Genomic DNA, 22,960 nt, shown 5'->3' on the forward strand with positions numbered 1-22,960 from the left:
GAAAGTAGAGCATTCTGTTTTGGAGGGCTATTACCTAAACCTACTCCAATATTCAGAAATGCTCAATAGTTATATCACATTATTTTGTTCATACGGTAAAGAACTTTTTCATCCCAATAGTTCTTCTGCGTAATGACAGCTGACAAAATGGTTTGGGCGAAGTTCTTGTAAAGCCGGTTCTTCTGTTTTGCACCGATCTGTAGCAAATGGACAGCGCGTGTGGAAGCGGCAGCCAGTTGGTGGATTAATAGGAGATGGTACATCCCCTTTCAGTAAAATCCGCTCATTTTTGACAGATGGATTGGGTACAGGAATTGAAGACAACAGAGCTTTCGTATAAGGGTGCAATGGAACGTCAAACAAATCTTTTTTATCTGAAATTTCGACAATTTTTCCTAAATACATAACCATTACGCGATCAGAGATGTAGCGTACAACACTTAAATCATGAGAGATAAAGAGGTAAGTCAACTTGAATTGCTTTTGTAATTTTTTTAATAAATTTAAAATCTGAGCCTGAATGGAAACATCAAGTGCCGATACAGCTTCGTCGCAAATGATTAGTTTCGGATCTACTGCAAGCGCGCGCGCAATGCCGATTCGTTGGCGCTGCCCACCGCTAAATTCATGAGGATAGCGGTCTAACGCTTCTGCGGGTAAGCCAACTAGCGTTAATAACTCAATCATTCGATCGTGTTGCAGGGGCTTAGTAACGGATTTTTGAATAGTCATCGCTTCCCGAAGAATTTGTTTGACCGTTTGCCGCGGATTTAGCGAAGCAAAAGGATCTTGGAAAATGACTTGCAAGTCGCCGCGCAGTTCACGCATTTCTTGTTTAGATAAATCCACGATATTTTTTCCTGCATAAAGCACTTTGCCGTCTGTCGGTTCATCGAGTCTTAAAATCGCACGACCCGTCGTCGATTTTCCACAACCAGATTCCCCTACAATGCTCAGCGTTTCGCCTTCGTTTACGACAAAAGAAATACCATCAACTGCTTTAACATATGCCTTCGGCTGAAAGATCGAGTCTTTTTTTACAGAAAAGTATTGCTTCAGATTTGAAACTTCCAATAAAACTTTTTTCTCTTCAACTGTCTGCATTAGCTGAATACCTCCTCTTGTCGTTTTTCACCTGTCCATTCGTTTGAGTACATCCAGCAGCGAACTTTCGAACCATCTTGGTGTTCAAGAAGTTCAGGTTGTTTCTGGTGGCACATGGCTTCCGCAAACGGACAACGGGATGCGAAGCGACATCCTTCAGGCATGCTGTAAGAACTTGGTACGCTGCCTTCAATTGTATACAGTTCTTCTTTATCTTCATCAATTTTTGGGAGAGATGCTAAAAGTCCTCGTGTGTAAGGATGCTTAGGTTCATCAAAAAGATTTTGCGTAGCTGCATATTCTACGATATTCCCTGCATACATGACTGCGACTTTATTGCATGTCTCTGCGACTACACCCAGGTCGTGAGTAATCATGATGACGCCCATTCCTAGTTTTGCCTGTAAATCTTTGATCAGCTCCAAAATTTGTGCTTGAATCGTTACGTCTAAAGCCGTTGTGGGTTCATCTGCAATCAGTACTTCGGGATTACAAGAAAGTGCCATGGCGATCATGACACGCTGTCGCATTCCACCACTTAATTGAAAAGGCTCTTGCTTAGCTCTTTTTTCCGGAGAAGGAATGCCGACTAATTTCAGCATATCAATGGCTTTCGCACGGGCTTCTTTTTTGTTCATTTTCTGGTGGAGCCGAATAGCCTCTGCAATCTGCTCGCCGACAGGAATAACAGGATTCAAGGAAGTCATTGGCTCTTGGAAAATCATTGAGATTTCATTGCCACGAATTTTACGCATTTCACTGTCAGAAAGCGTGACTAAGTCTCTACCTTTAAACAAGACTTGACCGCCTTCAATTTTCCCTGGTGGTGTTGGGATCAGCCGAAGAATCGATAGAGACGTAATGCTTTTGCCGCAACCAGACTCACCTACAATGCCCAAGGTTTCTCCTTTTTTGAGTGAAAAGTCAATGCCATCAACGGCTTTACTAATGCCGCGCTTTGTATGGAAATAAGTTTTTAAATTTTTAACTTCTAAAATAGTTTCACGTGGTTCCATTTGAATGCACCGCCTTTTAGTTTAGTTCAATCCGTTTATTGAAGAATCTATACAAAACATCTACGAGTAAATTGACGGCTACGAAAACTAAGGAAGCAACCAATACGCCACCTTGAACCATTGGCAAGTCGCGCATTCTGATTGAATCGACAATCATTCGTCCAAGGCCATTGATGGCAAAGATAGATTCAACGAGTACCGTTCCACCCAGTAGCGCTCCGAACTGAAGACCGATAACTGTAATAACGGGGATCAAGGCATTGCGTAAGGCGTGTTTGTAAATAATGACGCGTTCTTTCACGCCTTTTGCTCGAGCAGTCCGAATATAATCTTGACGGATCACTTCAAGCATACTTGAGCGAGTCATTCGCGCAACGATAGCTGCACCACCTGCACCGAGTGTGAAAGCAGGCAAGACAATGTGCGCTAGACTATCCCAACCGGCAACCGGGAATAGTTGAAGCTTTACAGAAAATCCGTACATCAGCATCAAACCAAACCAAAAGCTCGGTAAAGAAATTCCTAAAAGGGCGATAACCATTACGACCGTATCGATAATGGAGTAAGGTTTTACTGCTGAAATGATGCCAGCAGCCATTCCAAGAACAATCGTGATGATTGTACTAAAGATAGCCAATTCTAGTGTAATCGGTAGTCGCAACATGATTTCATCAAGTACTGGCTGATTGTTTTTTAAAGAAGTTCCCAGATCACCACGGAATATATTGGTGACATAGTCAATGTACTGGGCGTACAAGGGTTGGTTAAGACCAAGTTGCGTTCGAAGCGCTTCGATTGTTTCTTGTGTGGCACCTTCACCAGCTAATAGGACGGCTGGGTCACCGGGAACGAGCTGCATGATGATGAATACCACGATCGTCACTCCGAAGATGACGGGAATTGTTTGGAATAGACGTCTTAAAATGAACATGAGCATGGAAAGGACCTCCTCTATGTGAGTAGTATTATTTTTTCATACGTGGATCGAATGCATCACGTAAACCATCGCCGAAGATGTTAAAGCCAAGAACCAGAAATGCGATAGCAAGACCTGGGAAGATGGCGATGTATGGAGCGGTGAAAAGAAAATCTCGTCCGCTACTGAGCATCGTTCCCCATTCTGAAGAAGGTGGCTGAGCGCCTAATCCTAAGAAAGATAAACCAGCAGCTGATAAAATCGCTGTTGCTACGCGTAATGTTCCTTGAACAATAATCGGTGACAAGATGTTAGGAAGAATGTGCTTGAAAATAATCGTGCCGTCTCTTGCTCCAAGTGAACGAATCGCGTCAATGTATTCCAGTTGTTTTACTTCTAATGTAGAACCTCTTACTATTCGTGCAAACAGAGGAACTGAAAAGGCTCCAACTGCAATGGTTACGTTGATTAGGCTTGGCCCTAATGCACTGACGATTGCAAGTGCTAGTAGAATTCCCGGGAAAGCCAAGAGGACGTCCATACAACGCATAATGATCGTATCCAACCATTTTCCGTAATAACCAGCGATTAATCCGAGCGTGATACCAAAAAATCCGCCAAAGGCAACAGCAGCAAAACCTACTCCCATCGACAACCTAGATCCGTAAAGAATCCGGCTTAGAATATCTCTTCCTTTATCGTCTGTCCCCATCCAATGCTCCATTGATGGGGGGATTAGTTTATTGTCCAAATTGATTTCGTGTGGATGGTAGGGAGCTAAAACAGGTGCGAAAATGGCAATGAAGATATAGAAGAGGATAATGAGGCCTCCTACGACTGCAGCTTTGTTTTCCATAAAGACAGAAAAGAAACTGCCAAATACGGATTGCCTCGGGTGATCGATTGTTTGCGTAACTAGTAACGGTTTTTCTTTGTCCATTTCAATTTTCATACTATCCCTCCGAAACTGATTATTTTTAAAAGAAAGCTTCTGCTTCTTACCGAAAAGTAGCAGGCGATTTATTTCAAATTATCAGAATCTCACTGAAAGTAAATGGAATTGTCACTAGTAGTCGAAATAGTTAAATTATTTGTAGATAAAATGTAAAAAATCTTCGGACTATTCTCTTATCATTAAGAATGAGCTTGAGGTAAACAGTTACTGCTCATCGGTAAAGGCAACAAAATCAAAAGGAGAAAGAGGGAGACTTTATGAAGAGAAACAATTTTAAGCACGTTGTACTAGGCTCTATGTTAGTGTTTGTTCTATTGCTACTGGCAGCATGTTCGACCAGTTCTTCACAATCAACGGAAAAAGCAGCATCAGCCGATGGGAACTCAACAGGAGGCACTTTGAATATCGTTCGACTTTCAGATGCCACTAACTTAGATCCACATTTCATCACGGATATCCCATCCGCGAATATCAACTACCAGAAAGTATATGAAAACTTAGTAAAGCCAGATGAAGATTTCGTACTTCAGCCATCACTTGCTAAAGAATGGACAGTGATTGATGATAAGACATGGGAATTCAAATTGAATGAAGGAATAACGTTCCACGACGGAGCTACATTTGATGCAGAAGCGGTTAAAGCTACATTCGACCGTCTGTTAGACCCAGCAACAGGTTCGCCACAACGCGAGAAATTTTCAATGATTAAAGAAGTGAAAGTAGTAGATCCAACTACTGTGCAATTTCTTTTAGACTACCCATATGCACCACTGCTATCTATCTTAGCTAGTCAAGAAGGCAGTATCCTAAGTCCGAAAGCATTAGCGGAAGATCCAGAGTCTTTGAGAGATAAGCCAGTTGGAACTGGACCATTTGTTTTTGAAGAGTGGAAAAGCGGTCAAGAAATTTCATTAACTAGAAACGAAGAATACTGGGGTGAAAAAGCAAGCATTGATCGCGTCGTCTTCAAAGTTGTACCAGAAGATGCAACAAGACTTGCAATGATTGAAACCGGAGAAGCACACATTAATGACCAAGTTCCAGTCACTGAAATCGAACGAATTGAAGCTTCAAGTACGATGGGTCTTACACGTACAGAAGGACTTGCAGTAGAATTTCTAGGATTTAATACACAAAAAGCACCGTTGAATGATGTACGTGTCCGTAAAGCAATCAGTCATGCTATCGAACGCGAATCGATTATCTCAGGTGTTTATAACAATGTAGGAACTTTGGCAAACTCGGCGATGAGCCCGAAAGTTTTTGGCCATAGTAAAAATACCAAACCTGCAGAATACGATTTAAACGAAGCGAAGAAATTACTGAAAGAAGCTGGAGCAGAGAACTTGAAAATTTCATTGCTGACAAGCGACAGAAAAGAACGGATCAATATGGCAGAAGTTATTCAGTCTCAATTAAAAGGAATTGGCATCGAAGTAGAAATTCAAGTAGTGGAATACGGAACGTTTATTGAAATGACAAACGCTGGAGAGCAACAGATGTATATTAGTGGTTGGGGTAATGCGACAGGTGATGGCGATTACAATCAGTACAACCTGTTCCATACGGCGTCACAAGGACCTGCTGGTAACTCTTTCTACTACAGCAATCCAGAAGTAGACAAATTGATTGAAGCAGCACGTGAAGAAACAGACGACAACAAGCGATTGGAAATTTATGAAGAACTGGCACAAATGGAGCTTGACGATGCCGTATACGTACCCATTCGCAATTACGAACATATGGCAGTACACAATGAAAAGGTCAGCGGCTACTGGTTGAATGCTGCAAACTATTTAATGATCGACAAAGTGAAAATTGCTGAATAATATTAAAAAAATAAACAGAAAAAGCACTATGCCTAGTGCTCTTTCTGTTTTTCAATGGAGGTACGAACATGAAAAATTACTGGTTAATGAACGTACGATTAGAAAAGGGCTTTAAAAGAGATGGCAATCGCATTACTGGAACTGAAACAGAAATCGTCCATTTAGAAATTGAAGAAGGCAAAATTAAGTCTATTTCTAAGGAATTACCGAACAATTTGGTAGAAAAATACGATGCCGAACATCAACTTCTTCTGCCTTCTTTACGCGAAATGCATATTCATATCGACAAAACGTTTTACAGCGGACCGTGGAAGGCGTGCACACCTATAACGAAAGGCATTTTCACGCGATTAGAAGAAGAAAAAGAGCTATTACCTAAACTGTTGCCAACTGCACAACAACGAGCAGAAAACATGATTGACATGCTGATTCGCAATGGTCATACGCATATTCGCACGCATTGCAACGTCGATCCGGTTATCGGATTGAAAAACCTTGAAGCAACGATGCGAGCACTTGAAAACTACAAAGATGTCATCACCTACGATGTTGTCGCATTTCCTCAGCACGGCTTGCTTAGAAGCGATTCCGTAGAATTAGTGAGAGAAGCGATGAAAAACGGAGCGACTTTAGTGGGTGGCGTAGACCCAGCAACAGTGGATCGCCACATCGAACGCTCTTTATCAACGGTGTTCGATATAGCTGCCGAGCATAATGCAGGCATTGACTTGCACCTGCACGACCCAGATACACTCGGTGCTTTCACCTTTAGTCGACTGGCGGACTATACGAAACAAGCAAATATGCAGGGACGTGTAACGATAAGTCACGGCATAGCATTAGGTGATTTAGAGGGAGATGTCCTTGCCTCAACACTTGCTGACTTGCGCGAAAGCCGGATTGATGTAACGACGACGATTCCTATTAATCGTCCAACCATTCCAGTTGCAAAAATAGATCAGGCGGGTATCGAAGTTTCGCTTGGTCATGATAGCATTACGGATCATTGGTCACCATTCGGCACAGGAAATACGATTCGGAAATTAGCAACTCTCGCAGAACGCTTTAAATACATTGATGAATATTCGTTAAATCGTCTTTTGAAATACGCTACAGGTGGAATAACGCCTCTTAACGAACAAGGAGAAAGAGTATGGCCACAAATTGGTGATACTGCATCAATGATCTTAGTGAATGCAAGTTGTACAGCAGAGGCAATTGCCAGAAGAGCTGACATAAAAGCTGTCTTTTTCAAAGGTCAAGAAATCAAAAATAAACTGCCGCAAATGCAGTGAACCGGTAGAAGGAGGAAATTTGATGAGTACAGCATTATGGATAAAAAATGTTCTTTTAGAAAAAGGATTGAGTACATGCACCAACAACTCACTAGAAACAAACACTGCTCTTTATCATTTAAAGATTGAAGAGGGTAAAATTACAGAAAAAAAGCCAGCCACTGAAACCATTGAAACAGGTGTAAAAACGATGGATGCCAAAGGGCTACTCGGTCTGCCTTCTTTTAAAGAAATGCACAATCATTTAGATAAAACCTATCTTTCGCTCGACTGGAAAGCGTGCCAGCCGGTTTCTAGTTTAAAACAGCGATTGAGTTTGGAAGCTATTGAACTAGAAGAGCTTTCCGAAACGACCGAGCAACGTGCCACAGCAATGATTCAGTTACTTCAATCAAAAGGCGCGACTCATATCCGAACTCACGTAAATATTGATCCGTACGTCGGGCTTAAAAATCTAGAAGGCATACGCTCGGTATTAGAAGCTCATTCCGATCAGCTCAGTTACGATATTGTGGCGTTTCCCCAACATGGTCTATTAAATGGAGAGGTTCCTGGATTGATGAAAAAAGCCATGCGTTCGGGTGCGACAATGGTTGGTGGATTAGACCCAGCTGGTATCGATAGAAACATTGAAAAGTCACTTGATACGATGATGAATATCGCGACTGAATTCGATGCCGATATCGATATTCACTTACATGACAGCGGACAAGTCGGGTATTATACGACCGAGAAGCTAATCGAATTAACAAAACAAGCACAATGGCAAAATCGTGTCGCCGTCAGTCATGCGTTTAACTTGGGTGAATCGCCAATTGCTCAGCAAGAGAAAATAGCAAAAGAATTGGCAGAAGTCGGGATGGCTGTTATGTCGACTGTGCCGATTACAAAAACAATGCCACCTGTTGCCCTATTAGATCAACAAGGCGTAAACGTTCATTTTGGCTGTGACGGATTTTATGATTCCTGGTCGCCATATGGCTCAGGAGACTTGCTAGAAAAAGCTTCGCTGTATAGTGAAGTATTCCGGAAAAGTGACGAACGTGGCTTGGCCAATTCATTGAAGTTTATCACAAATGGAATTACCCCGTTATCCGATAAAGGGGACGTATTGTGGCCAATTGTTGGCGATGATGCAGATTTTGTTTTTGTAGAAGCCTCATGTTCTGCTGAAGCAGTGGCTCGTACGCCAGAAAGAAAAGCTGTCGTATTCCGTGGTAAGTTAGTATACGGAGAACTTTAAGAGAAAAGTGGATAAGTAGATGACGATAGATTTTAGCGATAAACGCCTCTTGTCAGCAAGTGCCTCGGGAGATGTAGAACAAGTCAGAATGTTGCTAGAGAAAAAAGTTAGTATTCAATACAAAGATGAATTTGAACAGACCGCATTGATGCGGTCTGTCTTATCCAATCACTTTGCAATAACTGAATTTCTATTAAAAGAAGGAAGTAATCCGAATCATAAAGATTCTACGGGATTAAGTCCATTCATTGCAGCAGGAGCCAATGGTTTTTCAGCTACATTGAAGTTGATGACGCGATTTGGTGCAGATGTTACCGGTGTAAATCGATTTGGTGGTACAGCATTGCTACCATCTAGCGAAAAAGGCTATGCCAAAACGGTTCAATACTGTTTAGAAGCAGGTGTTCCAGTTAATCATGTAAACAAACTCGGCTGGACGGCTCTCCATGAAGCCGTTATTTTAGGCGATGGAGGTCATTTGTATACGCTCGTCGTTCGATTACTACTAGAAGCAGGTGCCGATTTTCAAGTTAAAGATCGCCAAGGGTTAAACGCTTATGACCATGCTTATCAACTAAAGCAAACGACTATAATAGAACTTTTTGAAGGAAACTCGATAGAAGGTAGTTCTGGAGAAGTCAATTTGTCATCTTTTTATAAAAAAGAAAACTATGACGAAGGGTTAGAGATGGTTGAAAAAGCTTTTTCAACCGACAAAAATAACGGTGAACGGTATTTTTGGAAAGGATTAATGCTGCAGGAAACAAAAGCATACAGTTCTGCGATAACAGCTTATAGAAAAGCTATAGAATTAGATGATGAAGACAGCCAATTTTATTTCTACATCGCAAATTGCTATCGCTTATTGGAGCAGCCAGAAGAAGCATTGAACGTATTTGACAAGGCCATCACAAAAAATCCTGCAGCTTCTTTTTTCTTGTATCACAAATCTAATTACTTGCGCGAACTTGGCAGACATCAAGAAGCAGTCTGTGTGATGAACCGGCTGTTAGAAAAGTCACCAGCACGCCCTGACTACCTATTTCATAAAGCAAATAGTTTACGAGCGATAGCGAGTCACAGTGAGGCAATCCAAGCGATGGATTTAGCTATCGCATTAGATGCCGACAATAAGTTATTCACAGAGCATAAAAATCGTTCCATTGAATTACTGAACAAGAGCGGAAAAAAAGGCTAGTAAAATTCTCGTTTTTTTTCTTTTCACCATGACAAAAAGGCAGATCAAAATGATCTGCCTTTTTGTCATGGTGAAAAATAACGGAGTATTGGCTACTTAAACGATGTTGCTAGACAAGAAGCGAGTACTATTATTTTTTTGCTGACAATCCGTTATACAAAATAAAAAAATTAAATAAGGCTATCTAAATTTCGACTACCGCATTAATGAGAGGTACTTGCTAACATTAAAAAAGTAATGATACATTCAGCTAACTGAATTATCAGAGTACAGCTATTGATAATCAGCAGATATACCTGTATTATGGGTGTAATTTAGTTCGTTAGATACATGTGAATTGGAATCTAAAAGAGTGATGTGTATGAACTATAAATCGAAATTCGTAAATGTTGCTAAATAAACTTTTCGTTACGTATGTCGTATTAATTATTTGTCATCTGTGTAATTGGTCAGAAAAGAGGGGTTTGTAGTGGATTACTATTCACTTAGTGATTACATGTTATCAATTACAATTGCCAGTATAGCGGCCTTTATTGGTATTACAGTCATAAGAAAAGTAGATTTCACAAGAGAGAACAAAAACAAAGTACGCATTCTCTCAATTATTGTTGGAGCCATCATTTATTTTACTTATCTCGACTCTTCCTTTTTAGACATTGGTTCACCGAGTAGTTTACTAACGGGTATCTTTGTTTTTCTTTTCAGTTCTTTTGCGGTTTATACGGCAGTACTTGCGATATGTTCTAAAGAAATTTCCTTTCAAAAATTATTGTTGGGCGCCATCATTTTTGCTTGTTGCATTAGTTTAGTTAACTTTATTGATATTCGAACGGAAATGGTCGAGAAGAATCTAAAAATGAATATTTTATTATTTGTTAGTGCGAACATTTTGCTGTTAGGTAACACAATTGCCACTTTTCGATTTATACGGCAGTTGAGAAAAATTGAGAAAGTAAATATTAGCTGGATCATTTACGGAAGTATTGCAGTTGGCATCGCATTCGCGAGCATTCGATTTACATTGTTTTCCAGCATTACGCTATTTTCTAATATAGATCTGTTTAATAATCGTGACATTCCGATTTCTAATTGGCTTTACCTAAATGACACGCTATTGCCGTTAACGATCAACGTGTTTGGCTTAGTATTCTTAGAACTGTTCCCAGGTTTTGTTTCAGACTTTTATAGTGAAAAACAAAAAGAGCTGATAAATAAAAATAAGCATCAATACGAGACACTGTTTGAAAACCAAGCGATTGCGATTTTTACGCTAGATGCGAGCGGGAAAATAACTAAAATTAATAAGGCGACTCAAGAAATGTTAGGTTTTCAACTAAAGGAGTTAAAAGAATTGTCTTCGTTTAGTGAATTGATTCATGCTCAACGAAAAGATGAGTTTCTAAGTTTATCGGTAATAGCCTTTAATGGGGAATCACAAATGTTCGAAACGAAGTTACTCACTCGTATGAAAACGGAGGTCAATGTACAAATCACGTTAGTGCCTAATTTTTTAGAAGAAGAGTTAACACATATCACTATTTTTGCAAAAGACATTTCGGAAATTGTTGAGGCGAGAGAAAAAATTCATCATATGGCTTACCATGATCCACTCACTCTCTTACCAAATAGAAGGTTTTTTGAAGAAGAGTTAAGTCGTAGAATTACTGCTTCTAGCCCCGACGCACAGATGGCTGTGTGTTTCTTGGATTTGGATCGTTTTAAGTTGGTGAACGATATATTGGGTCATCAAGCAGGAGATCATTTGCTTCAGGTGTTGGCAAATCGATTTACCGCTATGAACAAACAAGACCTAGTCATTTCAAGGTTAGGCGGGGATGAGTTTACTTTTCTGTTTTCGGATATTTCATCACATGAAAATTTCGAAAAACAGGTAGAAGATGTTTTAAGTCAAATACAAACGCCGTTTCTTCTCGAAAATCAGGAATTTTACATAACAGGAAGTATCGGAATAGCTTTATATCCTCAGGATAGTTGCTTTGGAGAAGATTTGATGAAATTTGCGGATGCGGCGATGTATAGTGCTAAGGAAAAGGGTAAAAACATGTATGAGTTTTATCAAAATCACCTGAAAGAAATGAACCCTAAACAATTGTTGTTAGAAGCAGATATGAGAAAAGCAGTAAAAGAAAAGCAATTCGAGATATATTATCAACCTCAGATAAATTTCGCGACTGGAAAAGTATTTGGCGTAGAAGCTTTATTGAGATGGAATCATCCAGAGGAAGGGTTGATCAGTCCAGAAGATTTTATTGCAACAGCGGAAGAAAACCAGTTGATTATTGAATTGGGGCAGTGGGTGTTAGCAGAGTCTAGTAAACAGGTTAAAATTTGGCAAGAAGCAGGACACAAGAAACTGCACTTGAGTGTAAACGTCTCCATTAAACAATTTTTCCACCAGAACTTTATCAAGAATATTGAAGAGATAGTTAAAAACACGGGCTATGCTCTTGACATGCTCGACTTAGAAATAACGGAAAGTATGGCTATTCGAGATGTAGAATATGCCAAGGATATTTTTGATAAGATAAGAAATCTCGGCATTTCAATTAGCATGGATGACTTTGGGACAGGCTATAGTTCGTTAAATCACTTAAAAAACTTTTCAATCGATCGCTTGAAGATTGATGGTTCTCTTGTTCAAGACATTGCAACCGATGAAAAAGCAAGAACCATCATCAATACCATCATTGTCATGGCCAAAAACTTAAAGTTAGTTTCGCTTGCGGAGCGAGTGGAAACGGTAGAGCAACAAGATTACTTAACCGCTATCGGGTGTAATGAAGTACAAGGGTATTTGTATGCCAAACCTTTAAATCGAAATGAAATGACGAAGTTTTTGAAAGAGAACTTTAATGCTAACTTGCTAAAAAGCTCACAAATGGATTACGTTCCTCCTAATTATTTAGGGGTGACAGACAATTAAAAATTAGTTCTAATGAATGTAAAGCTGTTGAGTTCTCGACAGCTTTTTTTGCTACCTACAGAAACAGTAGTCTTGTCGTGAAGGGAACGACAAAGTTGACTTTGCTTGTTATTGAATACGCTTCCAATTATGAACTATGATAAAGAAACAACATAACTAACTATTTTGAGAAAGGGAGGATCACATGAACGATTCGAAAACAAAGGTCGGGATACAAAAGTTTGGGAACTTCTTGAGCTCTATGGTTTTACCGAATATTGGTGCATTTATTGCGTGGGGATTAATCACAGCTTTGTTTATTCCAACAGGGTTCTTTCCTAACGAAGAGCTTGGGAAATTAGTTGGACCAATGGTTCACTATATGCTGCCGCTTCTTATCGGCTATACAGGTGGGCGCTTGATTTATGACCAGCGAGGTGCAGTAGTCGGAACAATTGCGACCATGGGTGTCATTATTGGGGCTCCTGATACACCTATGTTTTTAGGTGCTATGATTATGGGTCCTCTCGGTGCATATGTGATCAAGAAATTTGATCAGTTGATTGATGGGAAAATTCGGACTGGCTTTGAAATGTTGGTCAACAACTTCTCTGCAGGAATTCTGGGTGGGGCACTGGCGATTTTTGCGTTTCTCGGTATCGGGCCTGCTGTAAGTGCCTTTACGAGCGTTCTCGTTTCAGGTGTAGACTGGTTGTTAGAAGCTGGATTGTTACCATTGACGAGTATTTTGATTGAACCTGCGAAAATTTTGTTCTTAAATAACGCAATTAACCATGGTGTTTTGACACCGATCGGCTTGGAACAAGTTCAACAAGCAGGAAAATCAATTTTGTTTCTACTTGAAGCGAATCCAGGTCCAGGACTCGGCGTTCTACTGGGCTTTATGTTCTTTGGAAAAGGAATTGCGAAACAATCGGCACCTGGAGCAGCGATCATTCATTTCTTCGGGGGAATTCACGAAATTTATTTTCCCTATGTACTAATGAAGCCAATGTTGTTGTTGGCCGTAATTTTTGGGGGGATGAGTGGCGTCTTTACTCTTGTGTTAATGGGTGGCGGATTGGTTGCGCCTGCATCACCAGGAAGTATTTTAGCCATTGCAGCGGTCACACCACCTGAAGGATTGGCATACTTAGCCAACTTTACTGCGGTATTTGTTGCAACGGCCGTATCTTTTGTTATTTCAGCAATCGTTTTAAAATCAAGCAAACAAACAGATGAAGGAATCGAAGAAGCAACAAAGAAAATGGAACAGATGAAAGGGAAGAAGAGTTCTATTTCCCAGGAAATAATTCCAACAGCTACAGCTACTAGCAGTGTATTTCCTGGAAATGTCCAAAAAATTGTCTTTGCTTGTGATGCCGGGATGGGATCAAGTGCTATGGGTGCTTCTTTATTACGTAAGAAAGTAAAAGAGGCAGGATTAGGTATAGTCGTCACAAATACGGCCATCAGCACAATTCCAAGTGACTCACAAATCGTCATTACGCAGGAAAAATTGACACCGCGTGCTGAAAATAAGGTGCCAGCTGCTTATCATATTTCAGTTGACAATTTTCTATCGAGTCCGGAATACGACAAGCTGATCGAGCGTTTACAAAACGATGCGACGAGTGAAGAGCAAGAAGTGGTGGAAGAAAATCGAGCGGTTGTCGCTGGCAGCGCTGAAGAGGATCAGCTGTTGCTTGAAGAAAATGTCTTTATCGGACAAAGATTCCGCACAAAAGAAGAAGCTATTCGATTTGCTGGACAGGCATTAGTAAAAGCGGGTTATGTGGAAGAATCTTATGTGGGGGATATGCTCAAGCGTGAGGAAATCACAACGACATATATGGGCAATAACGTTGCCATTCCTCATGGCACAGAAGAGGCGAAAAAAGCAGTCATCAAGTCTGGCTTTACTGTTGTTCAAGTCCCAAATGGAGTAGACTTTGATGGAGAGCGTGCAAAAATGATTTTTGGGATTGCTGGAAAAGATGGCACACATTTAGAAATCCTTTCAGGAATCGCAGTCGTTTGTGCGGACCAAGACAATGTCGATCGACTCGTAGCAGCGAAATCTGCTAAAGAAATCATCGACATCATTAACAGCAATTAAATGACAACAACAAAAAGGCGGGAGCTCCTGCCTTTTTGTGCTATTTGCATTTCCCAGTCTTGTTGAAGGCATTTTAAAGCGAAATGAGTGAGCTGCATGTTTATCACGTTTAGAGAAAAATCCATAATCGAGCTAATTGTTAAAACCTCTGGAAAACATACGGTAAATTCGCTGTCTTCCTATTTGGATGTTAGTGCTCGAACCATTCAGCGGGATTTAAAATCAGTAGGAAAGCTATTGCAGCAATTCGACTTGACGGTGGAACGTACCGCGGATGAAGGGCTTTTTATCGAAGGACCCAACGATCAAGTTTATCGTCTCATACAAAATTTGATAACGACCAGTCCGGCAGATGAAACAGCAGAGGAGAGAAAATTGAAGTTGCTCCTAATTTTGCTGCATGAAGGCCCGTTTTTTAAAAAGCAAATGCTCGCCAACAATCTAGGTGTCAGCACCGCTACACTAACCGTTTATTTAGAGGATCTAATAAGCTGGTTAGGGAAGTTTTCAGTTGAGTTATCACGAACACGTGGCGTAGGTGTGGAAGTGGTTGGTAGAGAGACCGACAAGCGTCATGCTTTAGGAAGTTATGTTTTGTCCTTTTTTTACGAAGAGATGGTTGAAAGTTTGTATTTTCTTCAACAAGGAAAAAAACAACAACAAAAAATTCTCGGTTATTTTTTACCGGGATACATGATTGTCGTGGATGGATTAGTTGACCAGAAAATCAATAAAGAACAAACGAAGTTAGCGGATAGAGATTATATTGGCCTGGTTGTTTATTGCTGCTTGACAGTACAGCGCACGGAAAATGGATTTCCGATTGAACTTGAAGAACAACCAGAGTATGGCACTGAGCGCGAACATCAATTGATGGATGCAGTTTGTCGAGAGTTGAGTAAGCAGCTTTCTATTCCATTGACTGCGGAAGATATCTATTTTTTATCAGTGATTTTAAAAGGGTCAAAAGTTCAAGCGGCTGATACGGGTTATTACGATAGCGTCTTGCTAGGTCGATTGATAAAAAATTTAATCCGCGACGTTTCAGCGCAACTACATGTAGATCTTGTCGATGACTTTTCATTGTACCAAGGGTTGCTTGCGCATATGGGCCCATCGATTTTCCGTTTAAACCAAAAACTAGAATCCTTTAATCCGTTAACAGACGAGATCAAGCGAAAATACCCCGTTTTGTTTATGGCAGTCAAGCAAAGTTTAGAAAGTGAATTTGAGGATTTGGATTTTCCGGCAGGTGAGATCGCCTATGTCGTCCTGCATTTCGGCTCAGCTTTACTGATGAATGAAGAAAGGCTTCGGATTGATGCAGTTGTTATTTGTCCAACAGGCATCGGAACTTCTAAAATGCTAGCCAGTCGGATTCAAAAAGAACTTCCTGAAATCAATTCAGTTGAAATTCTTTCTATTAACGAATTTCAGACAGCTCATTTCCAAGATTACGATCTAGTCATTTCGACAATTAGATTGCCTGTAACAGAAGTGGATTATATTATGGTTAGTCCTTTATTGAGTGATCAAGATATTGGCTATATTGAAAACTATTTGCAAAAAAATGTAGAAAAAATTACTAGTAAGAAACGATATTTGGATCTTGAGAATTCTGACCGGTCGGTAACTGCTAACAAAAAGCCGAATATTCAAAACGTACTGAGGGAAATTAAAGAAGTACAAGTAAGCATGGATACACTGTTAACTAATTTTAAAGTCATTAACACACAGCTTGCTACAGATCATTGGCAAGTTTTGCGGGAAGTAATGGAACAGGCTGAAAAAGAAGCACTTATTACAGACATTGACGCTGCCATGCATGAACTAAAAGAACGAGAGAAAAAAGGTGGACTTGGAATTCCAGATACGAATATGGCTCTTTTTCATTGTCGTGACGACTCTATCCGTGGGCTATTGTTTCAAGTTGTTCATCTCGATACCGCTCTTGTTGTTCGAGGGATGGATGGGAAAGAAATGCGTATAAAAAACCTCTTATTAATGCTAGCCCCTACATTGCTGACAGCTAGAGAGCAGGAAATACTAAGTTTAATCAGTACCAGTTTGATTGAAAGCGAAAGGTCTATGATGATTTACACATCAGCTAACGAAAAAGTAATTCGGCAAAAATTAGAAGAACTCTTTTTGGATTATTTACAAAATAAGTTGATAAAGGAATGATGACAGTGAAGAAGGCTATTCATTTTGGAGCGGGAAACATTGGTAGAGGGTTTATCGGTGCGTTATTTTCCGAATCGGGCTATCACGTAACGTTTGTGGATGTTGCAAATCAAGTAATCAATAAGTTAAATGAAGAAAAAGGCTATCAAGTAAAATTGGCACAATCGCAGGAAGAAACCATTGCGATCACCAATGTTTCGGGTATTAACAACCGGACACATGAAAATGACGTCATTGAGGCGATTCAACAAGCAACTTATTTAACCACTGCCATCGGTCCGAATATTTTGCCGTTAATTGCCCCGTTAATTGCCCGTGGTTTAGCTAAGCGCATCACGGCAACAGAGGATAAGCTTTATGTTATTGCCTGTGAAAATCAAATTGGGGCGACCGACATACTAAAGCAGCACATTTTGGACAATCTAGACGAAGAAACGAAAACCCAACTGGAAGAGAAAATTTGCTTTTTCAACTCAGCGGTTGACCGCATTGTGCCAATCCAAAATCAGGATTCATTGGATGTGTTAGTTGAACCGTATTACGAGTGGGTCGTGGAAACGACAGAGGATATTCCGCCAGTAACTGGCATGACAATAGTCAAAGATCTTGCACCGTTTATCGAACGGAAGTTGTTTACCGTGAATACTGGTCATGCCGTGATTGCTTATTTGGGCTATTTAGCGGGAAAAACGACCATTGATGAAACCTTAGGCGATGAAGAAATTGTTAGGGAAGTAAGAGCGACGTTAAAAGAAACAGGTGCTTATTTAATAAAGCAATACAAACTTGATGAAGCTGAGCATTTGGCCTATATTGATAAAAATATCGAGCGCTTTAAAAATGCTTATTTGAACGATGGCGTGACACGAGTCGGACGTGCTCCTATTCGTAAGCTAGGACCTGAAGATCGGCTAATTCGACCAGCTACACAAGCGCAAAAAGCGGGATTGCCGTACACACATCTAGCGAATGCGGTTGCAGCTGCGTTATTATTCGATTACCCAGAAGATGAAGAAGCGGTGGAAATCCAAGAAATGATTCGTGAACATGGACTTGCAGAGACGTTACAGAAGTTTAGTGGCCTCGCTGAAGATAGCGATGTTACCAAAGAAGTTATTCGTCATTATAAAGTGCTGCAAGGGTAAAATCCAACGGAAAAGGCCACTACTGATAAAAAGTAGTGGCTTTTTTAATTGCTTCGAGTAAATCTCCAATTGCGCTGGAGGTCTTTCTTTTTTACAGGCTTTAAGTAAGGTATAATTGACAGGCAAAACCACATAGGTCGAATCGGAAAATGTGATATAATTATTAAATTGAGGCAGAAAAGGTGTGTTTTACGGTTGAGCCTGGCTTTTTGTATTATTTGATCAGGAGCAAGCTGCACCTATTTGCAAATATACGGGATAAGGAAGGTTATAATGGACAACCAACAAAAAAACAAGAACGTTATCTTGATCGGCGCTGGAGTTATGAGCGCGACTTTGGGAGCAATGCTTAAAGAGTTAGCCCCTAGCTGGAATATTAAAGTGTTTGAAAAACTTGAAAAAGCAGGAGCCGAAAGTTCCAACGAATGGAATAACGCTGGAACAGGACATGCAGCACTTTGCGAGCTGAACTATACACCTGAACAAGCTGACGGCTCTATCGATATAAAAAAAGCGAGTAGCATCAATGAACAGTTTCAGCTTTCGAGACAATTTTGGTCGTTTCTTGTAAATCACAAACGCATTGCTAATCCACAGGACTTTATTATGTCGATTCCGCACATGAGTTTGGTACAAGGAGAAGACAATGTACGTTTCTTAAACAACCGATTTGAAGCATTATCAAAAAGTCCTTTATTTAAAGGCATGGAATATTCAGCTGACCTAGAAAAGTTGAAAGAATGGATTCCCCTTATTATGGAAGGTCGAACTTCAACTGAAGCCATGGCGGCAACCAAAATTGATACGGGTACGGATGTTAACTTTGGTGCTTTAACGGAAATGCTGTTTACTCATTTGGAAGAGCAACAAGTCGAAATGAACTACAACCATGCAGTTAAAGACATTAAACGTAGTAGTGATAGCACGTGGGAAGTCAAAGTTCAGGACCTTGAAAACAACAAAATTGAGTACCATAACGCGGACTTCGTCTTTATCGGCGGCGGTGGCGGAAGTTTGCCTTTGCTTCAAAAGACGGGTATTCCTGAGTCTAAGCATATTGGCGGCTTCCCGGTGAGTGGCTTGTTCTTAGTTTGCAACGATCCTGAAATTGTAGAGCAACATCATGCAAAAGTATATGGAAAAGCAAAAGTTGGCGCTCCGCCAATGTCCGTACCGCATTTGGATACACGCTTTATTGACGGCAAGAAATCATTATTGTTCGGACCATTTGCAGGATTTTCACCGAAATTCCTGAAAACAGGCTCAAACATGGATTTACTCGGTTCTGTAAAACCAAATAACGTCTTTACCATGCTTGCTGCAGGGGCGAAAGAAATGTCGTTAACAAAATATTTGGTTCAGCAAGTATTGCTGTCCAATGAAAAACGTGTGGAAGAACTGCGCGAATTTATTCCGACTGCCAAACTTGCAGACTGGGATGTAGTAGTCGCAGGACAGCGTGTACAAGTTATTAAAGATACGGATAAAGGCAAAGGAACTCTTCAGTTTGGTACGGAAATTGTTACTTCTAGGGACGGTTCGGTTGCTGCTTTATTAGGCGCTTCACCAGGTGCATCTACGGCTGTTCATGCCATGCTTGAAATTTTCCAAAGATGTTTTCCGGATCATGTGGGCGAATGGGAACCGAAGATCAAAGAGATGATTCCGTCTTACGGCATCTCGTTGGCTGAGAATCCTGAGCTTCTTCAAGAAATCCATACTTCAACAGCAAAAGCGTTGCAATTGGATGAAAAAAGCCCAATCGGAATTTAAGTAGAAAAATATATCAAAAGGGCTGTCCCAAAAGTCATGAAAAATGACTTTTCAGGGCAGCCCTTTTTTGTATGGCTGAGAAATAGCTGCTGTCCATTCCGACGGACGCTTTCCGCGGGCGCGGCCTCAGCCGGCTGCCGTCTTCACCACGCGTCGTTCCGTCGATTCCTCCTCTCGGGCCTCGATAAAGTGTATACGACGTTCGAAATTGTGGCATGGACCTACAATCTTCTAAAAGCATACGGCATCGTTAACTGCGTTCAGGAAGCTCATCACAAAAAAAGACGATGAAAAAAATTCTTTTTCATCGTCTTTTTAGGGACTTATGGGACAGCCCCTTTTAAATTCTACTTTTTACATTCCCAGTGGCAATTCAAAAACTATTTTTCTCCGGTTGTGTTATTTAAAGAATGGAGTTTTTTTCAAGGCAACTGCAACTGGAATGGCAATAATCAGTCCGACGAAGTTTTGAACTAGGTTTCCGGGAATCGAAGCAGCAGGAATAATCCAACTGCTAAAGATAATAGCTTCCCCGACGTAATAAATGGCAACCATCAGCGGAATTGAAAGAGTTGCTGCAAAAATATTGAAAGCTGTACTGCTACCATTTCTGCCACCAGACCAAGCAATTTTTCCGACTAAGTAACCTTGGAGACCACGAGCCACAATTGTAATGGGCGCCCATAAAGTCCACCCAGAAACTAAATCAAATAGCCCCATGCCGATTGCACCGGCAATCAAACCTTTTTTAGGACCAAAAAGAATGGCGATGATGAAAAGCATCGCAGTACCAAGGTGGACAAGGCCGCCGTTTGCAGCAATTGGCAAGCGAATATTTAGTAGTAAAGTAGCGACGAAGACAAGGGCAATGGCCATAGCGCTCAAAATCAAATCGAGTGTCCGTGAATTAGCGGCAGGTGAATAGCTAGTCGTTTTTTGCATCGTTAGTAACCTTCCCATCTGTTCATTTTCACATAACATTAGCAGAGGATTGGACTAGTTAAAAGTATCAATTCCGAACAAAACTTAGAGGTCAGATTGTATTTTTAAATTGATAGGAGAAATTTATAAGACGATAAAGCCCAGCTAGATTCGGAAAGTTTCCGAGTCTAGCTGGGCTTTTAAGTAGGGGTATCAAGTCAAACAACAGGTTCTCCGTGGATAATTTCCATAATTCCTGTATCTTTAGCTGTCACTGCACCAGACTTTAGGAGTTTGATTGACTGGCCTTCTTCAAGATTTGTGAAAACGATGGGCGTAACGATGGAAGCCGCATGTTCAGCGATATAATCAAGATCCATTTCCATCAAGAGTTGTCCTTGCTCTACCAAGTCACCTTGTTCAATATGCGATGTAAACCCTTCACCTTTTAGATGGACTGTATCAATACCGATGTGAATTAGAATTTCCGTACCGTTGTCTGCCGCAATCCCAATAGCGTGCTTAGTAGGGAAGACCGTAACAACTTTTCCGTTTACCGGAGAAAAAACTTTTCCTTCTGTCGGTTTAATTGCAAATCCATCTCCAACCATTTTGCCGGAGAATACTTGGTCCGGAACTTCTGAAATTGGAAGAAGTTCACCTGTAATCGGGCTATTGAATTCTAATGGCGTCGCCGATGCAACTGTATTTTCCGTCGGAGCAGCAGTTTTGGAAGCTGGACGAGGGGATTTACCATTCATGATATCTTGCATTTGTCCGCGTAAGCTATCCGAAACCGGTCCGAAGATCGCCTGAATGTTGTTGCCGACTTCCATGACACCGGAAGCGCCAAGTTTTTTCAATCTCTTTTTATCGACGTTTCCTTTATCTGCTACACTGACGCGCAGACGTGTGATACAAGCATCAAGGTTTTTGATGTTTTCTTGTCCGCCCATGGCAGCAAGAATTTCATACGGCAAGTCGCCGATTTCTTCCATCTCTTCGTCGCCTTCTTCTTCTGGTTCGCGTCCAGGTGTCATCAAGTTGAATTTCAAGATGGCAAAACGGAAACCAAAGTAGTAGATGACCGAGAACACGAGACCGACAACGATGACCCAGAACCATTCTGTTCTACCGGGTAAAACACCGAAGAGCAAAAAGTCAATCAGTCCACCGGAGAACGTCATTCCGATTTTAACATCGAGCAAGTGCATCGTCATAAACGACAATCCTGCGAAAATAGCATGAATACCAAACAACACAGGAGCTACAAACAAAAATGTGAACTCAAGTGGTTCTGTAATTCCAGTTAAGAAAGAAGTCAACGCACCTGAGGCCATAATACCGCCAACAATTTTCTTTTTCTCAGGGCGTGCACAATGATAGATAGCAAGTGCTGCAGCGGGAAGGCCGAACATCATGAATGGAAATTTACCGGTCATAAATGTACCCGCCGTAAAGTCTACACCGTCCTGCAATTGAGCAAAGAAGATCCGTTGGTCGCCGCGGACAATTTCACCAGCCGCAGTTGTGTATTGACCGAATTCAAACCAGAAAGGCGAGTAGAAAATATGGTGCAATCCAAATGGAATCAGAGAGCGTTCAATAACACCGAATACAAAAGCTGCAAGCGTACGGTTTGTCTCCAACATGAAATGGGAAAGTGTATTTAATCCAGTTTGAGCGAATGGCCAAACCAAGAACATAATAATGCCAAGAAAAACAGCAGAGAAAGCCGTAACGATAGGAACAAAGCGCTTTCCAGCAAAAAATCCTAAAAACTGTGGCAATTGGATATTGAAAAATTTATTGTACATGAAAGCGGCTAAGACACCAACGATAATTCCGCCGAAAACACCGGTCTGTAACGTAGGGATGCCTAATACATTAGCGTATGCTGGATCAGTCGTCATTTCCAGCGTAATTCCACCAAATGCCTTCATCGTGACATTCATAATCAAGTAACCGATGATGGCTGCGAGTCCTGCTACCCCGTCACCGCCAGCAAGACCAATGGCGACACCTACAGCAAATAGTAAAGGCAAGTTGTCAAAAACAACGCCACCCGCTTCTGCCATAACGAATAATAATTGCTGAATCCAGTTAGCTCCCATAAAAGGAACCGCTTCCAAAAATGATTCTTGTGCAAAACTAGTACCAAAAGCTAACAGAATACCAGCAGCGGGCAAGAGTGCGACAGGTAACATTAAAGCTTTACCTACTTTTTGCAAAGTACCGAAAAAATTGAATGACATATAACTTCCTCCTTTATGTTTTAACTATGAAAAAACAATTGAATGGATACAAAAAGGCATGAGCAGAAAAGGGAAAGTTGTCAG

General features: G+C 40.9%; 15 protein-coding genes. 9 read left to right on the forward strand and 6 right to left on the reverse strand.

The features are described 5' to 3' along the window. Window positions 1-108 precede the first annotated feature (108 nt). From AUO94_RS09150 to AUO94_RS09165, 4 genes are read right to left on the reverse strand one after another with little or no spacing between them, the layout of a single operon-like run. Window positions 109-1,104 (reverse strand): ABC transporter ATP-binding protein, encoded by a 996-nt coding sequence (locus AUO94_RS09150; protein ID WP_058383918.1) that lies wholly within the window; start codon window positions 1,102-1,104, stop codon window positions 109-111. Next, on the reverse strand, window positions 1,104-2,120 hold the full coding sequence (locus AUO94_RS09155) for an ABC transporter ATP-binding protein (protein ID WP_058383919.1): 1,017 nt from the start codon (window positions 2,118-2,120) through the stop codon (window positions 1,104-1,106). The genes AUO94_RS09150 and AUO94_RS09155 overlap by 1 nt, the downstream gene beginning before the upstream one ends. Before the next feature lie 16 nt (window positions 2,121-2,136). Further along, window positions 2,137-3,057, reverse strand: a complete 921-nt coding sequence (nikB, locus tag AUO94_RS09160) for a nickel ABC transporter permease (RefSeq protein ID WP_058383920.1) — start codon at window positions 3,055-3,057, stop codon at window positions 2,137-2,139. A 28-nt stretch (window positions 3,058-3,085) separates the two neighbouring features. Continuing rightward, window positions 3,086-3,988, reverse strand: a complete 903-nt coding sequence (locus tag AUO94_RS09165; protein WP_058383921.1) for an ABC transporter permease — start codon at window positions 3,986-3,988, stop codon at window positions 3,086-3,088. Between the two features lie 260 nt (window positions 3,989-4,248). On the opposite strand from AUO94_RS09165, the gene AUO94_RS09170 reads away from it, so the two are divergent. The 9 genes from AUO94_RS09170 (at window position 4,249) to AUO94_RS09210 (ending at window position 19,700) form a co-directional block, all read left to right on the forward strand. Then, window positions 4,249-5,820 carry a glutathione ABC transporter substrate-binding protein gene (locus tag AUO94_RS09170; protein WP_058383922.1) on the forward strand — a complete coding sequence of 524 codons (1,572 nt, stop codon included), beginning with the start codon at window positions 4,249-4,251 and terminating at the stop codon, window positions 5,818-5,820. 68 nt (window positions 5,821-5,888) lie between these two features. Beyond that, window positions 5,889-7,115 carry an amidohydrolase family protein gene (locus AUO94_RS09175; protein ID WP_058383923.1) on the forward strand — a complete coding sequence of 409 codons (1,227 nt, stop codon included), beginning with the start codon at window positions 5,889-5,891 and terminating at the stop codon, window positions 7,113-7,115. 22 nt (window positions 7,116-7,137) lie between these two features. Beyond that, window positions 7,138-8,358 carry an amidohydrolase gene (locus AUO94_RS09180; protein WP_058383924.1) on the forward strand — a complete coding sequence of 407 codons (1,221 nt, stop codon included), beginning with the start codon at window positions 7,138-7,140 and terminating at the stop codon, window positions 8,356-8,358. 19 nt (window positions 8,359-8,377) lie between these two features. Then, window positions 8,378-9,556 (forward strand): ankyrin repeat domain-containing protein, encoded by a 1,179-nt coding sequence (locus tag AUO94_RS09185; protein ID WP_058383925.1) that lies wholly within the window; start codon window positions 8,378-8,380, stop codon window positions 9,554-9,556. Window positions 9,557-10,025: 469 nt separating this feature from the next. Then, on the forward strand, window positions 10,026-12,500 hold the full coding sequence (locus AUO94_RS09190) for a sensor domain-containing protein (RefSeq protein ID WP_058383926.1): 2,475 nt from the start codon (window positions 10,026-10,028) through the stop codon (window positions 12,498-12,500). Window positions 12,501-12,684: 184 nt separating this feature from the next. Beyond that, window positions 12,685-14,598 carry a PTS mannitol transporter subunit IICBA gene (locus tag AUO94_RS09195; protein WP_058383927.1) on the forward strand — a complete coding sequence of 638 codons (1,914 nt, stop codon included), beginning with the start codon at window positions 12,685-12,687 and terminating at the stop codon, window positions 14,596-14,598. 96 nt (window positions 14,599-14,694) lie between these two features. Further along, entirely contained in the window at window positions 14,695-16,782 is a 2,088-nt protein-coding gene (locus AUO94_RS09200) for a BglG family transcription antiterminator (protein ID WP_058383928.1), read from the forward strand. Window positions 16,783-16,787: 5 nt separating this feature from the next. Continuing rightward, complete coding sequence (locus tag AUO94_RS09205; RefSeq protein ID WP_058383929.1) at window positions 16,788-17,927, forward strand: mannitol-1-phosphate 5-dehydrogenase; 1,140 nt, start codon at window positions 16,788-16,790, stop codon at window positions 17,925-17,927. 273 nt (window positions 17,928-18,200) lie between these two features. Further along, window positions 18,201-19,700, forward strand: coding sequence for a malate:quinone oxidoreductase (locus tag AUO94_RS09210; protein WP_058383930.1), 1,500 nt, complete (start codon window positions 18,201-18,203; stop codon window positions 19,698-19,700). A gap of 399 nt (window positions 19,701-20,099) precedes the next feature. Here the strand turns inward: AUO94_RS09210 and AUO94_RS09215 are convergent, their stop codons facing one another. Both AUO94_RS09215 and ptsG read right to left on the reverse strand, forming a co-directional pair. Further along, window positions 20,100-20,642 carry an ECF transporter S component gene (locus AUO94_RS09215; RefSeq protein ID WP_058383931.1) on the reverse strand — a complete coding sequence of 181 codons (543 nt, stop codon included), beginning with the start codon at window positions 20,640-20,642 and terminating at the stop codon, window positions 20,100-20,102. Between the two features lie 197 nt (window positions 20,643-20,839). Beyond that, on the reverse strand, window positions 20,840-22,876 hold the full coding sequence (gene ptsG, locus AUO94_RS09220; RefSeq protein ID WP_058383932.1) for a glucose-specific PTS transporter subunit IIBC: 2,037 nt from the start codon (window positions 22,874-22,876) through the stop codon (window positions 20,840-20,842). Window positions 22,877-22,960 lie beyond the last annotated feature (84 nt).

This window comes from Planococcus kocurii (assembly GCF_001465835.2).
GTDB classification, from domain to species: domain Bacteria; phylum Bacillota; class Bacilli; order Bacillales_A; family Planococcaceae; genus Planococcus; species Planococcus kocurii.